We start from the raw sequence: 13,497 nt of genomic DNA, 5'->3' as shown, positions 1-13,497 counted from the left end.
TGGTCGATGATCCGTACCCGTTCAACCTGCGTGATGTGAGGTCGCTGGGCTACACCCGAACGGGCGACCGTCGGTACCGGGCAGAATGAACCCCATGAGTTCAGCGCCCGAACTGCCCGGCTACCAGCACGTCTACTCCGGCAAGGTGCGTGATCTGTACGCACCGGTCGCCGACGACGGAACGCCGCGCGAGGACCAGGTGCTGTTGGTCGCCTCGGACCGGATCTCGGCGTACGACTTCGTCCTCGACACGCAGATCCCGGACAAGGGTGCCGTGCTGACCCAGCTGTCGCTGTGGTGGTTCGAGCAGCTGGCCGACCTGGTGCCCAACCACGTGATCTCCACCGACGTGCCGGCGCAGGTCGCTGGCCGCGCGGTGCTGGTGGAGCGGCTGGAAATGGTGCCGGTCGAATGTGTGGCGCGGGCCTACCTGACCGGTGGCGGCCTGTCGGAGTACCAGACGACCGGCGCCGTGTCCGGACTGCCGTTGCCGGCGGGTCTGGTGGACGCCTCACAACTACCGGAGCCGATCTTCACCGCCTCGACCAAGGCACCGTTGGGTGAGCACGACGAGCCGATCTCGTTCGAGGTCGTCGCGGACACGGTCGGGCTCAATCTCGCCGACCAGGTGCGTGACCTGACGGTGCGAATCCTGCAGCGCGGCAACGACATTGCCAAGGACCGCGGGATCATCATCGCCGACACCAAGGTGGAGTTCGGCCAGCGGGCCGACGGCACGTTGGTGCTCGCGGACGAGGTGCTGACCCCGGATTCTTCCCGCTTCTGGCCAGCGGACGCCTGGGCGCCGGGCCACCCGCAGGCGTCGTACGACAAGCAGTTCGTCCGCGACTGGTTGACCGGCCCGGACAGCGGATGGGAGCGCACGAGCGGGCACGAGCCGCCGGCGCTACCCGACGACGTGGTGGACAAGACCAGGGCCAAGTACGTCGAGGCGTACGAAACGCTGACCGGCAGGACTTTCTCGTCCTGACGGCTCAGCCGCGGGCGACACCGACCAACCGGCCGATCGGCAGGTGCAGCGGCACGCGGTGGTCTCGCACCATTGCCGAGCGGTAGTCGTCCCAGTCCTGGTGCTCACCGGCGATCGAGCGGTAGATGTCGACCAGTTCCTCGACGCTGGCGTCGTCGGGGGACTGCGCCACCGGCCACAGATCCGCGCGGGAATCGAAAGCGGCGTACGACCAGCCGTCGTTGCCGGTGACCAGGAAGTTGACGCGGGGATCGCGGGCGATGTTCTTGGCCTTGGCCCGGTCAGCGGTGATCGACACGCGCAGCAGGTCGCGGTCCCGGTCGTAGTGGTAGGACACGACGGATTGTTGCGGGCGGCCGTCCTTGCGGATCGTGGCCAGGATGCCGTTGCGGTGGTCCGCGATCAGGTCGCGCAGTGCGTCGTCGGTCATGGTGGTCTCCGCTACTTTCCTGAGAGGTCGAGTAGTTCGGCGAACATCGCCTCGGCTCGGCCGATCGCGACGGACAGGTGGCCCTCGCCAGGCAGCAGGTGGGCGACCACGCCGGGGACGTTGGCGGTCAACCACTCGCCGTGCGCGAAGGGCACCATCAGGTCGTCGGTGCCCTGCCAGAGGCTGACGGGGGTCTTGACGTCGGCGAGGTCGAAGCCCCAGGGGCGCACGAACGCGAGGTCGTCATCGATCCAGCCCTCGGCGCTGACGCGCAGGGCTTCGCGGAAGTTGGCGGCCATGTCCTGGCCGAACTCGTCGGTGAGGACCGCCAGATCGGTCGGCGGCAACAGACTGGCCAGACTCGACCCGATCGCTTCCGGGTCGGCGTCCTTGAGGTGGTCGCGCGCTGCGTCAAGGTAGGTCCGCAGGGGCCCCTCGCCGTCGATCGCGGCGCCGAACTCCTCGATGTTGTCCTCACCCATTCCGGCCAGGAAGTCCAGGTCCGGGGCGTCGTACGGCGCGACACCGGCGATCACCAACGCCGCCTTGGCGTGTGGCAGGTGGGCGGCGCACGCCAGGGCGTGCGGTCCGCCTCCGGACCAGCCAGCCACCACACAGTCCTGCACGCCGAGCTCATCCAGCACCGCTGCGGTGTCGGCGACCACGTCGCTCACCGAGCGGCCGGAGTGCCGATCCGAACCGCCGTAGCCGGCCCGGGACGTGGTGATCACGCGCAGACCGTTCTCGTGGGCGACGGACTCCAGAGCGCGGATCGCGGTGGCGGCACCGGGGGTGCCGTGGTGGAAGAAGAGCGGATAGCCGGTGTCAGGGCCGCTGGTGCGTACGTCGATCCGTCGGCCGTCGGGCAAGGAGATCTGATCCACGCTCGCATCTTTGCGCGACTTCAACGCACCCGCCACTGCCCCGGATCCGGTGGTTGCGGCGACCGCTGGACGTCGGTGTCCGTGAACGGGCGGGCGCTCGCGGCGAGTTTGGCGACCTGCGCCGGGCCCAAGACACCCGTGGGGACCGGTGCTGATGCCGAACGTCGTTGCAATTCATGGAGATTGGCGGCGCCGGCAATCAGTACTACGTTGCCGTAGCGCCGGCGCTTCAGCGTGTCCTTGGTGCTGAGGATCGACAGTTGCTCAAAGACGGTCGCCGCGCCGGCCAGGACCCGGCTGAGGTAGCGCCAGTCGGGTTCGTCCGCCAGGTTCATGGCCAGGATGGGCGCTTTGTCGGCTGCCGTGGCGAAGAAGGCAGTCGTGGTGAGACCGGCCGGCACCCGCCCGTCGGCGAAGGCGTCGACCACGATCAGATCCGCGCTGTCCGGCTTCAGGTCCGCTATCCCGGCCTCGCCGGATGTCGGGCGGACCCGGATCCGATGGCCCCGCGGCAGCGGGATGTGTGCCCGCACCTGCTCGGTGAGGGCGGCGTCGGGTTCCAGCACGATCTGCGGGGAGCCCGGCCGGGTGTGCTGCACGTAGCGCGGCAGGGTCAGCCCGGCCCCACCGACGTGCGTGACCCGCAGCGGGCCATCGGGCTGCGTGTCGACGACGATGCCCAACTGTTGCTGGTATTCGAAGGCGAGGAACCCCGGGTCGTCGGGGTCGACGTACGACTGGGGATGTCCGTCGAGCAGCACGGTCACCCCGCCCCGCTCATCAGTCACGAACTGCGCCACACAGGCCAGGTTAGGGGTCTGCGACCATGGGCCTTGTGAGCCGCCGCAAGATCGATCCGATGCAGGGGCGTACGGCGCTCGCCGCGTGGGTGGCCGGCGCGCGGGACCGCACCACGGTGGCCACGGCCGTGCGCTACTCCTTGGAGGAGTTGGGATTGGTCGCGCCGGGCCGCTCGGTCGAGGTCCGGGTGCCGCCGTACGGCGCGGTGCAGGTCATCGCCGGACAGGTGCACCGGCGCGGGACGCCGCCCAACGTCGTCGAGATGGCGGCCGATGTCTGGCTGGCCCTGGTCGTGGGTGACCTGGCTTGGGATGACGCGCTGTCGGACGGGTCGATCAGTGCGTCCGGTGGTCGCTCCGATCTGACCCCCTACCTACCGCTGATGAGGAGTTCCCGATGAGAGTCGGCATCACGATCCTGACCGACGAACCGTGGTCGGTGACCAGGTCGCGCTGGCAACGCGCCGAGGAGTTGGGGTTCGACCACGCGTGGACCTACGACCACCTGGTGTGGGAAGGGTTGCCCGAATCCGATTGGTACGGCGCGATGCCCGTGCTTTCCGCCGCAGCGGCGGTGACCTCGCGCATCGGCCTGGGGTTGCACGTCACCTCGCCGAACTTCCGGCATCCGGCTTCCTTCATCCGGGAGGTCCTGGCCGTTGACGACATCAGCGATGGTCGCTTTCTGATCGGTGCCGGTGTGGGAGGCAACCTGGACGCGCGCACCCTCGGTCTGGACCTGCCGCTGAAGGAACGCGTCGCCCGGTTCCAGGAGTTCTCCCGGCTGCTGCGCCGGGTGCTGGACGAGGATCACGTGTCGTTCGACGGGACGTACTTCACCGCGGTCGACGCACGCACCCGACCGGTGACCTCGCGAGTGCCGCTGCTGATCGCCGCCAATGCGCCACGAAACCTGCGGTTGGCCGCCGAGATCGGCGATGGCTGGGTGACCTACGGCAAGAAGTCCGAGCAGGACGAGGACTGGTGGCGCAGTGTCGCCGAATTGTCCTCGCAGCTGGACGATCTCGAGGTTGCGCCGGACTTCCAACGGCACCTGAGCGTCGACATCCAGCGGTACGCATTGGCCAGCGTCGACTTCTTCGAAGAGGTCGTCGGCCGCGCCACCGACCTCGGATTCACCGATGTCGTGACGCACTGGCCACGCCGCGAAGGCCCCTACGCCGGCTCCGAAGATGTCCTTGAAGCCGTTGCGGCGCAGGTGCTTTCGCGGCGCTGACGGTCGCTGTCAGCCGGTGTTGCGCAGCCCGGTCGCCACACCGTTGATCGACAACAGCAACGCCTGGGTCAGGTCCGGGGTCATCGAGTCCGGGTCCTTGCGAGCCCGGGCGAGCAGGTCGACCTGGGCGTAGGACAGCGGGTGCAGGTAGATGTCGCGGACCTCGAAGGTTCGTTTCAGACTCGGCTGCGCCTCCAGCAACTCCGACTCACCGGTGAGGTTGAGCACCTCGGCGACGGTCAGATCGAACTCGGTCTTCACCTTGTCGAAGACACCGCGAAGCTCCTCTGGCACAAGGGTTTCGACGTAGTGCGCGGCGATGCCCATGTCGGTCTTCGCCAGGGTCATCTCCACGTTGGAGATGAAGGTCTTGAAGAAGTGCCACTCCGCGAGCATGTCGCGCAGGACCTCCTCGTGCCCAGCGTCGCGCGCTGCCTTCAAACCCGACCCCACGCCGTACCAACCGGGCACGATCTGTCGTGACTGCGTCCAGCCGAACACCCACGGGATCGCCCGCAGCCCCGAGATGTCGCCACCGGAGTCGGGGCGCCGGGACGGCCGCGAACCGATGTTCAACTCACCGAGTTGCTCGACCGGAGTCGACGCCAGGAAGTAGGCGAACAGGTTCGGGTCCTCGACCAGGCCGCGGTAGGCGGCGTAGGCGGCGTCGCTGACCGACGTCATCAACTCGTCCCACTGGTCCAGTTGCCCTGGCTTGTGGCGGGATTCGAGGTGCAGGACCGACGCGGCCAACACCGCGGCGATGTCCAGCTCGAGATTCTCCAGGGCCAGGGTCGGCAGCGAGTACTTGTCGGAGATGACCTCACCCTGCTCGGTGAATTTGATGTCACCCTTCAAGGTGCCGTAGGGCTGGGCCAGGATCGCGTCGTACGTCGGACCACCGCCACGGCCGACCGTCCCACCACGGCCGTGGAAGAGGCGCAGCTTGACGCCGTGTTTTTCGGCCACGTCGCGCAACGCGCGCTGACCGCGGTGCAACTCCCACTGGGAGGTGGTGATGCCACCCTCCTTGTTGGAGTCGGAGTAGCCGAGCATGACTTCCTGCAGGTTGCCGCGCAGTTCGACCAGCTTGCGGTACGCCGGGTCGGACAGCAGCTTGTCCAGCACCGGTCCGGCCAGGCGGATCTCCTCGACCGTTTCCAGGAGTGGCGCAAAGTCCAGACGCGAGAAGGGCTCCCGGTCGGGGCCACCCACGAGGTCGACCAGGCCGGCCTGCCGTGCCAGCACGATCGGCGCCAGCAGGTCGTCAGCCTTCTGCGTCATCGACACGATGTAGGTCTCGATGACCTCCGGGCCGAAGGTGCCCTGCAGTTCCTTGATCGCTTCGAAGGTGCCGTAGGTCCGCGTCCCCCACTCATCCAGCGGTGGCGGGGTGGGGGCCAGCGGGCGGGCGGCCAGCAACTCATCCGCCAGCAGCCGGAACCGGCTCTCCCGGTCCAGGTCGGCGTAGGGCCGATCCTGTTCACCCAGTCGATCGACCAAGAGGCCGACGGCGTGGTGGTGGGCTTCGGCGTGCTCACGGACATCGAGCGATGCGAGGTGCAGGCCGACCTGGCTGATGGCCCGGATCGCGTCCGCCAGCAGCTGATCGGCGATCAAGCTGCCGCCGCCCGCACGGAGGGACTCGTCGATGACCTTGAGATCGGCAAGGATCTCGGACCGGTCTGCGTAGTCGTGGCCCGGCACGTGCGGGCTGCCGTCGGCGATCCGCTGCGCCGTGTGACGCACCTTCAACTGCATCGCCGTGACCTTGAGGCGATAAGGCTCATTGGCGTTGACCACGAGAACCCGCGGGTCGAGGTCGGGCAGGTTCGCCTTGTCCTCCTCGATGGAGTCCAGCAGCGCCTGACTCACCGCGGTGTGGTCGCTGGAGGAGGACAGCTCGCGCACCAGGATCCGCAGTTGGCGCTGGATGAGTTCGGTGGCCACGGTGTTGTGCAGTCGCAGCACGTTCAGGGTGACCGCCGGCGTCACGTTCGGGTTGCCGTCGCGGTCGCCGCCGATCCAGGAGCCGAAGCGCAGCGGCAGTTGCTCCGGTGGCAGCTTGACGTCATGCTCGGCCAACAGGTCTGACAGTCCGCGGCCGAGGGCGGGCAGCGCATCGGTGAGGATGCCCTGCAGGAAATAGATCATGTGGCGCGCTTCGTCGACCGGGGTCGGACGGTTGCGGCGCACGATGTCGGTCTGCCACAGCAGGTCGATCAGCTGGCCGAGCTCGCGGTCGTCACCGGCCAGGGCCCGGCTGCCTTCGGGCCGATCCCGGTGCAGTACGTCGGCGACCCGGCGCAGCTTGGTCAGCGTCGAGCGGCGGCTGGCCTCGGTCGGGTGGGCCGTGAAGACGCTGCGCACATCGAGACTGGACACGCCCTCCACGAGTTGGTCGACACCCTGCTCTTCGACGATCTCGGCGACCGTCCGCGCCAACCAGCCGTCCTCCGGCGGTCGGGACTCGATGTCCCGTTCGCGCGCGACCTGTTCGGCCATGTTGGCGAGGCTGAAGTAGACGGAGAACGCCCGCACCATCTTGTTGATGCTGGCGTCCGGCTGCTCGGCGAGGATTTCCTGCACCTTCGCCACGGCTTCGTGCCGGACCTCAGCGACACTGGACTCTCGCGCCCGCTTGGCCCATCGGCGTACCAACTCCACCAGGGCCAGGGCATCGTCGCCTTCCTGGCGGGCGATGCTCTCCCCGAGGAGGTCAGCCACGCGGCGTACGTCGCGACGCAACTTCTCGTCGATCACCTTGTCGTTCTCGAGATTGTCGACGTCGTCGTCGGGCACTTGGCTGAGGGCTGGGGCGTCGGTCATCGGACCTCCTGCTGGACGTGTGGATCGCAGGCTCCATTGCCTGCCGACACCCTACTTGGCTCGTCCGCATGGTGGCGGTCCTCGTCTCAGACGGTGGCCTTCCTCTCAGCTGGTCAGCGCAGCACTCTCGTTCGAGAGTCGGTCGAGCGCGCTGACGGCGTAGGACGCTCCGGCGACGGGCGCCGGGTCAGTCCACTGGGTGACCCAGCCGCTGGAGCGAACCGTGGCGACCAGGTTGCGGGCGTCGGCCAGGTCCGCGGAGGTGACGGGTCGGCCGACGACTCGATACACGGCGTACGTCGTGGTGTCGCCTGACCCGGCGAGCCACGTCAGGCGGCTGCCCTGGGTGCGCAGGTTGCGGATCGGTCGGGGCGCGCGACGGGTCAGCCACGGGGTGGCGGGGGTGAGCGCGGGACGCGAGTACCACTGCTGTTTGAGCAGGGTGGATGCCCCGAGAGCGTCAGCTCGCACGCTCTTGGCCGAGAAGTAGATGTTGCCCTCGACCTGCGGGTACTGGGTGTTGAACTGTAGGTGGGAACTCAGCTCGCCGGGGTCGTTCCAGTGCGGGTCGGCGTTCGCGGCGACCTTGTAGGTGGCCTGTCCGATGTAAAGGTGCGTGCGGCTGTGGCTGGTCAGCTCGGCCCACCAGTCGGTGACCTTGGCGTAGTCGGCGGCCGTGAAACCGATCGACCAATACACCTGCGGCACAATGTAATCCACGATCTCCCGCAGGACCCACATGCGGGTGTCGGCGTAGAGGTCGTCGTACGTCTGCGCTCCCGCGGTGGTGTCCGAACCCAGCGGGTCGGTGGCCTTGTTGCGCCAGATGGCGAACGGTGAGACACCGAACTGCACCCACGGTTTGGCTCGCTTGATCGCCTTGTTCAGGCCGATCACTAGGTCGTTGATGTTGGCGCGCCGCCAGTCAGCCAGGGACTTGCCGCCGCCGTACTGCGCGAACTGGGCCTCGTCGTGGAAGGTCTGGCCGGCGACCGGGTAGGGGTAGAAGTAGTCGTCGAAATGGACGCCATCGATGTCGTAGCGGCGGACGGCGTCCATGATCGCGTCGATGCAGAACTGGCGGACCTGCGGGATCCCCGGGTTGTAGTACAGCTTGCCGCCGTAGGGGATGGTCCATTCCGGATGCTGCCGGGCCGGGTGGCTCGGGATCAGGGTGCCAGGGTCCTCGGTCATGGCGATCCGGAACGGGTTGAACCAGGCGTGCAACTCCAGGTTGCGGGCGTGCGCCTCCTGGACGGCGAACTTCAGCGGGTCCCAACCCGGGTTCTGCCCCTGGGTGCCGGTCAGCCACGCCGACCACGGCTCGAACCGGGACGGCCAGAATGCATCTGCGGTCGGGCGGACCTGCAGGATCACCGCGTTGTGTCCCTGTTGCTCGGCCAGATCCAGCCAGTCCGTGAGCTCACGTTGCTGCTGCTCCTTGGTGAGCCCGGGCTTGGACGGCCAGTCGATGTTGGCGACGGTGGCGATCCAGTACGCCCGGAAGTCCCGCTTCGGGGTGTGCGGGTCAGTGGGGACGGTGCCAGGTTTTGGCTGCGGGAGCAGGCGCTGGCCGCGGGGTCGATGCGTAGCCTCGGCCGGGCTGATGCCGGTTGCCGCGGCGGTGGCTGCGGCGACGGCAGCGGTCGTGATGGCGGTGCGACGGGTTAGATCCATGACTTCCTCCGGTGTGAGTGGTCCCTCTCACACCGAAGCAAGTTTTGACGCCCCGATGGGACTACTGCGGCAACAATTTTCTTGAAGTGCCGATTCTCGGCAACTGTTTCCTCGGTTTAGTCAGCCCACGGTCGGAAGCCGGCAGCACCCGCTGACTGCTCGTCGGCGAAGTAGACCTCCGCTTCGGTGTCGGCGTACGCCGCGTTGTCGGGTCCGATGAAGCGCATCGTGTCGCCGTTGCCCTTGACCCAGCCGTCGGGGCCTGAGCCGTCGTCGGCGGGCATGACACTTGTCGCGCCGAACGGGCCGGGCTCGAAACCGTCGGGTGCTGCCGGTTCGGGTGTCGGCTCCGACTCGAGCTCAGGTGCCGGCGCGGATTCAGGCGCGGCCGGTGCGTCATCCAGAGGTAGTGGGGGCGTGGCCCAGTCATCGCCCGATGATGGTGCGGCGGGTGCTGGGGGTGCGGGCTCGGCTGCCAGCGCGGGTTCGGGTTCGGGTTCGGGTTCGGGTTCGGGTTCGGGTTCGGGTTCGGGTTCGACGGGCGTAGCTGTTTCGGTGGCTTCATGACTTGAAGTCATGGTGTCGTCGGTTGGCGGTGTGTCATCCAGGGGCGGGGGTGGGGTGCCCCAGTCGTCGCCGCCGCTTGTTGCGGCGGGAGCCTCGGGTACGGGTGCTGCTTCCGGCTCGGGCGGCGTTGCCGGGATGCTCTCGGCAGGCGCCGGCGTGTCGTCGAGGGCGGGCGGGGGTGCATCCCAGTCGTCGCCGGAGCTGGTGGTGGGTGCGGGCGTTGCGGGTTTGTCCTCAACGGGTGGCGGAGGTGCGTCCCAGTCGTCGCCACTCGAGGTTGCTACGGGTGCAGCAGGGGCGGGTTTGTCCTCAACGGGTGGCGGGGGTGCGTCCGAATCGTCCGCGGCGGGGGTTGCGGGAGTTGCGTCGACGGCGGGTGGTGGCGCGTCCCAGTCATCGGTGGCCGGCGGTGGCGCGTCCCAGTCATCGGCCGCGGGGGCCGGTGCCGGCGCAGCATCCCAGTCATCGGTAGCCGGCGCGGCAGGCTCGGTCTGGGCGACAGCAGCTGCAGCGGGCGCGGGCGTCTCAACCTCCGCCTTCGGCTCAGCTGCCTTCGCTTCCGGGGCAGGCGCGGCCGGCTCAACTTCGGCAGCAGCGACCTCCTCAACCGCGGCGGGCGCTTCCTCGACACCGATCTTGTTGTCGGAGTCGACCCCGTGGATGCCGACAGACCCGCCCTTGCCCTTCTTCGGATCCCGCATCAGGGCATAGAGCACGAGGGCGAGCACCACGATGATGAGCGCGAGGACGATCCACTTCACGAGAGTCACCTTCTACTGCGGCCAGATCTGCTCGTCACCCTAGTAGCAGACGATCGCGCCGTACTACGCAGTAGCCGCGGGCACGACTGGCACGCGATTGCGCCTGACGGCCACGATTGGCACGACACTGCTGGGATTTGCGCGGATCACAGCAATCCCGTACCAGTGGCGAGCGGCTGCAGCAATTCTGTGCCGGAAGTACGGAATAACCGCAGTTCAGCGATGCGCCCACCAGTCGGCGGCAACGGCCGCCAAGCCACCGAGCAACGCACCGATTGAACCGAAGACGACCGCGAGATACCCGATAGCCGACCAGTCCGTGTAATTGCCGCTGTCCCCCGAGGCGCCGATGATCGCGCCGAGGATGATCCCGACCACGGCCCCGGTCACCAGGAACGCGACGATGTTCGGGCTCCGGTAGACCTTGCGACGGTCGGGCTCGGTGTTCACGATCCCAACGCTAGGCGACCGCGCGGGAGGCGCCCAATCGGCGTACGTCGATCGGGCGCCTGATCGACCTCACACGGCAGACGGCGCGAACCACCTGCGAAACGTGAGAAAATAGGGCAGTGGCGCGTGGTGACGGCAAACTGACGCACGATCTGATCCCCGGTGAGAAGGGCCCGCAGGATGCCTGCGGGGTCTTCGGAGTCTGGGCACCTGGCGAGGACGTCGCCAAACTGACCTACTTCGGGCTGTATGCCCTGCAGCACCGCGGGCAGGAGTCGGCGGGCATCGCGACCAGCGACGGGCACAGCATCCTGGTCTACAAGGACATGGGTCTGGTCTCGCAGGTCTTCGACGAGTCGGCGCTGAGTTCGATGAAAGGCCACTTGGCCATCGGGCACACCCGCTACTCGACCACCGGCGGCAGCACCTGGGAGAACGCCCAGCCCACGCTCGGCGGCTCCGACCAGGGCACGGTAGCGCTGGCGCACAACGGCAACCTGATCAACACCGTCGAGTTGCGCGACATGGTCGATGAATCCCATGTCGGCCGGGAGATCCGCGGCGAACTGGCCCGGGGCAACACCTCCGACACCGCCCTGGTCACCACGCTGCTGGCCGCCGATCCCGATCGCAGCCTCGAGGACGCCGCGATGGAGCTGCTGCCGAAGTTGCGCGGCGCTTTCTGCTTCGTCTTCATGAACGAGCGCACCCTCTATGCCGCCCGTGACCCGTACGGCGTGCGCCCCCTTGCGCTGGGCCGCCTCGAGCGGGGCTGGGTGGTCGCCTCCGAGACCGCTGCGCTGCAGACCATCGGCGCCAGCGTCATCCGCGAGGTCGAGCCCGGTGAGTTGATCGCCATCGACGAGAACGGTCTGCGCAGTCACAAGTTCGCGGACCCGACGCCCAAGGGTTGTGTCTTCGAATACGTCTATCTGGCAAGGCCGGACGCCGTTATCCGTGGTCGAGTGGTGCACGAAGCGCGGGTCGAGATGGGCCGCGAACTCGCGCGGGAGCACCCGGTCGAGGCGGACCTGGTGATCGGCGTTCCGGAGTCCGGCGTCCCTGCCGCGACCGGCTACGCGCAGGAGTCCGGCATCCCGTTCGGCCAGGGCTTCGTCAAGAACGCCTACGTCGGACGCACCTTCATCCAGCCGTCGCAGACCCTGCGGCAACTGGGCATCCGGCTGAAGCTGAATCCGCTGGAGCACACAATCCGCGGTAAGCGCGTGGTCGTCATTGATGACTCCATCGTGCGCGGCAACACCCAGCGGGCCCAGGTGCGGATGTTGCGCGAGGCCGGTGCCCTGGAGGTGCACGTGCGTATCTCCAGCCCGCCGGTGCGCTGGCCGTGTTTCTACGGCATCGACTTCGCGACTCGCGCAGAGTTGATCGCGAACGGCCTTGGCGTGGAAGAGATCCGAGCTTCCATTGGTGCGGACTCGTTGGGTTACATCTCCGAAGAGGGGATGATCGCGGCCACCGATCAGCCGGCCAGCCAGTTGTGCTCGGCCTGTTTCACCGGCGAGTACCCGATCACGCTGCCCGAGGACGGTCTGATCGGCAAGCATGTCCTGGAGACGTTGCCGATCGAGGTCCGCACCGGTCACGACCAGTCGATCGACTACACCGTTGACGCCGACGGTGTGGGGCTGGGCGTTGCGACCGGCGGTGAGGGCGCCCTCCTGCGGCCCTAACCTAAGCGTCATGAGCGATACCCCGATCACGTACGCCGAGGCGGGCGTTGACGTCGAAGCCGGCGACAAGGCCGTCGAGTTGATGAAGGCGTCCATCCGCACCGCGCAGCGCCCTGAGGTGCTCGGCGGCCTGGGCGGCTTCGCCGGGCTCTTCGATGCTTCGGCGATCGCCCGGATGGCGCACCCGATCCTGGCCACCTCGACTGACGGTGTCGGCACGAAGGTCGCGATCGCCCAGGCCATCGACAAGCACGACACCATCGGGTTCGACCTGGTGGGCATGGTGGTCGATGACATCGTGGTGTGCGGCGCGGAACCGCTCTTCATGACCGACTACATCGCGACCGGCAAGGTCGTGCCGGAGCGAATCGCGGCGATCGTGTCCGGGATCGCGGCCGCCTGTGCGCAGGCGAACGTCGCCCTGATCGGCGGCGAGACGGCTGAGCATCCGGGCCTGCTGGAGCCGGATGAGTACGACGTGGCCGGTGCCGCGACCGGCGTCGTCGAGCGGGCCGACCTGCTGACCCCGGAGCGGGTCCAGGTGGGTGACGTGGTGCTCGGCCTGGCCTCGTCCGGTCTGCACTCCAACGGTTTCTCGCTGGTACGCCGAGTGGTCGCCTCCCAGGGCTGGGACTGGGAGACCGAGGTGGCGGAGCTCGGAACCTTGGGCCCGGCGCTGCTCACGCCCACGCGGGTCTACGCGGCGGATCTGCTGACGCTGATCCGCACCGACGGCATCGACATTCACGCGCTGTCGCACATCACTGGCGGTGGTCTGGCCGCCAACATCGCCCGGGTGCTGCCGCACGGGGTCACCGCGGTCGTCGACCGCAGCAGTTGGGCGCCCCCGGCGGTCTTCACCGTGATCGGTCAGGCTGGCCGGGTGCCGCAACTGGACCTCGAAGGCACGCTCAACATGGGCGTGGGTTTCACCGCGGTGTTGCCGCAGGCGCAGGCGCAGGCCGCGATCGACGTACTGCGATCACTGGACATCGACGCGTGGCCGATGGGCCGGATCGTCTCCGATGAGCAGGTCGACGAGCAGGCGGCACCGGTCGTGCGCGGCGCCAAGGGCGTCGACGCAGGTGGTGCCCAACTCGTGGGGACCTACCGAGCCTGAGCGCAGACCTTGATGACGTCGTAGCGGCGCAGGACCCGAAGATCCGCGTCGTTACGA

The 13,497-nt window shown here is 67.9% G+C and carries 12 protein-coding genes; 5 read left to right on the top strand and 7 right to left on the bottom strand.

All coding sequences use genetic code 11. The annotated features are described in order from the left end of the window. Positions 1-94 precede the first annotated feature (94 nt). Positions 95-991: a phosphoribosylaminoimidazolesuccinocarboxamide synthase gene (locus tag DR843_RS14050; protein WP_109686774.1), complete on the top strand. Its 897-nt coding sequence runs from the start codon at positions 95-97 to the stop codon at positions 989-991. Positions 992-995: 4 nt separating this feature from the next. Here the strand turns inward: DR843_RS14050 and DR843_RS14045 are convergent, their stop codons facing one another. Genes DR843_RS14045 through DR843_RS14035 form a run of 3 tightly spaced genes read right to left on the bottom strand, consistent with a single transcriptional unit; the run spans position 996 to position 3,105 of the window. Next, positions 996-1,421: a PPOX class F420-dependent oxidoreductase gene (locus DR843_RS14045; RefSeq protein WP_109686772.1), complete on the bottom strand. Its 426-nt coding sequence runs from the start codon at positions 1,419-1,421 to the stop codon at positions 996-998. Between the two features lie 11 nt (positions 1,422-1,432). Further along, on the bottom strand, positions 1,433-2,305 hold the full coding sequence (locus DR843_RS14040; RefSeq protein WP_170119875.1) for an alpha/beta fold hydrolase: 873 nt from the start codon (positions 2,303-2,305) through the stop codon (positions 1,433-1,435). Between the two features lie 20 nt (positions 2,306-2,325). Next, a complete protein-coding gene (locus DR843_RS14035; RefSeq protein ID WP_109686768.1) occupies positions 2,326-3,105 on the bottom strand; it encodes a spermidine synthase in 780 nt (259 codons plus the stop codon). A 26-nt stretch (positions 3,106-3,131) separates the two neighbouring features. Between DR843_RS14035 and DR843_RS14030 the strand changes: the two genes are divergently transcribed. Both DR843_RS14030 and DR843_RS14025 read left to right on the top strand, forming a co-directional pair. Then, positions 3,132-3,506, top strand: coding sequence for a sterol carrier family protein (locus tag DR843_RS14030; protein ID WP_109686765.1), 375 nt, complete (start codon positions 3,132-3,134; stop codon positions 3,504-3,506). After that, positions 3,503-4,342, top strand: a complete 840-nt coding sequence (locus DR843_RS14025) for an LLM class flavin-dependent oxidoreductase (protein WP_109686763.1) — start codon at positions 3,503-3,505, stop codon at positions 4,340-4,342. Before DR843_RS14030 ends, DR843_RS14025 begins: the two co-directional genes overlap by 4 nt. Positions 4,343-4,351: 9 nt before the next feature. Here the strand turns inward: DR843_RS14025 and ppc are convergent, their stop codons facing one another. The 4 genes from ppc to DR843_RS14005 all read right to left on the bottom strand — a co-directional run bounded on the left by ppc (position 4,352) and on the right by DR843_RS14005 (position 10,626). After that, positions 4,352-7,171, bottom strand: a complete 2,820-nt coding sequence (gene ppc / locus DR843_RS14020; RefSeq protein WP_109686761.1) for a phosphoenolpyruvate carboxylase — start codon at positions 7,169-7,171, stop codon at positions 4,352-4,354. Positions 7,172-7,276: 105 nt separating this feature from the next. Then, positions 7,277-8,848, bottom strand: coding sequence for a glycoside hydrolase family 10-like protein (locus tag DR843_RS14015; protein WP_109686759.1), 1,572 nt, complete (start codon positions 8,846-8,848; stop codon positions 7,277-7,279). A 116-nt stretch (positions 8,849-8,964) separates the two neighbouring features. Next, a complete protein-coding gene (locus DR843_RS14010) occupies positions 8,965-10,176 on the bottom strand; it encodes a FeoB-associated Cys-rich membrane protein (protein ID WP_109686757.1) in 1,212 nt (403 codons plus the stop codon). 216 nt (positions 10,177-10,392) lie between these two features. Beyond that, positions 10,393-10,626, bottom strand: a complete 234-nt coding sequence (locus DR843_RS14005; protein ID WP_109686755.1) for a hypothetical protein — start codon at positions 10,624-10,626, stop codon at positions 10,393-10,395. Between the two features lie 119 nt (positions 10,627-10,745). Between DR843_RS14005 and purF the strand changes: the two genes are divergently transcribed. Next, positions 10,746-12,320 carry an amidophosphoribosyltransferase gene (gene purF / locus DR843_RS14000; protein ID WP_109686753.1) on the top strand — a complete coding sequence of 525 codons (1,575 nt, stop codon included), beginning with the start codon at positions 10,746-10,748 and terminating at the stop codon, positions 12,318-12,320. 10 nt (positions 12,321-12,330) lie between these two features. Beyond that, positions 12,331-13,440: a phosphoribosylformylglycinamidine cyclo-ligase gene (purM, locus tag DR843_RS13995; protein WP_109686751.1), complete on the top strand. Its 1,110-nt coding sequence runs from the start codon at positions 12,331-12,333 to the stop codon at positions 13,438-13,440. Positions 13,441-13,497: the final 57 nt, after the last annotated feature.

It is taken from the genome of Branchiibius hedensis (genome assembly GCF_900108585.1).
Classification (GTDB): Bacteria; Actinomycetota; Actinomycetes; order Actinomycetales; family Dermatophilaceae; genus Branchiibius; species Branchiibius hedensis.
This window is presented reverse-complemented; position numbering and strand designations above follow the sequence as displayed.

Coding starts and splice junctions, on each gene's coding strand:
- DR843_RS14045 (WP_109686772.1), bottom strand. CDS start 1,421: ATGACCGACGACGCACTGCGCGACCTGATCGCGGACCACCGCAACGGC.
- DR843_RS14015 (WP_109686759.1), bottom strand. CDS start 8,848: ATGGATCTAACCCGTCGCACCGCCATCACGACCGCTGCCGTCGCCGCA.
- DR843_RS14030 (WP_109686765.1), top strand. CDS start 3,132: ATGGGCCTTGTGAGCCGCCGCAAGATCGATCCGATGCAGGGGCGTACG.
- ppc (WP_109686761.1), bottom strand. CDS start 7,171: ATGACCGACGCCCCAGCCCTCAGCCAAGTGCCCGACGACGACGTCGAC.
- DR843_RS14025 (WP_109686763.1), top strand. CDS start 3,503: ATGAGAGTCGGCATCACGATCCTGACCGACGAACCGTGGTCGGTGACC.
- purM (WP_109686751.1), top strand. CDS start 12,331: ATGAGCGATACCCCGATCACGTACGCCGAGGCGGGCGTTGACGTCGAA.
- DR843_RS14050 (WP_109686774.1), top strand. CDS start 95: ATGAGTTCAGCGCCCGAACTGCCCGGCTACCAGCACGTCTACTCCGGC.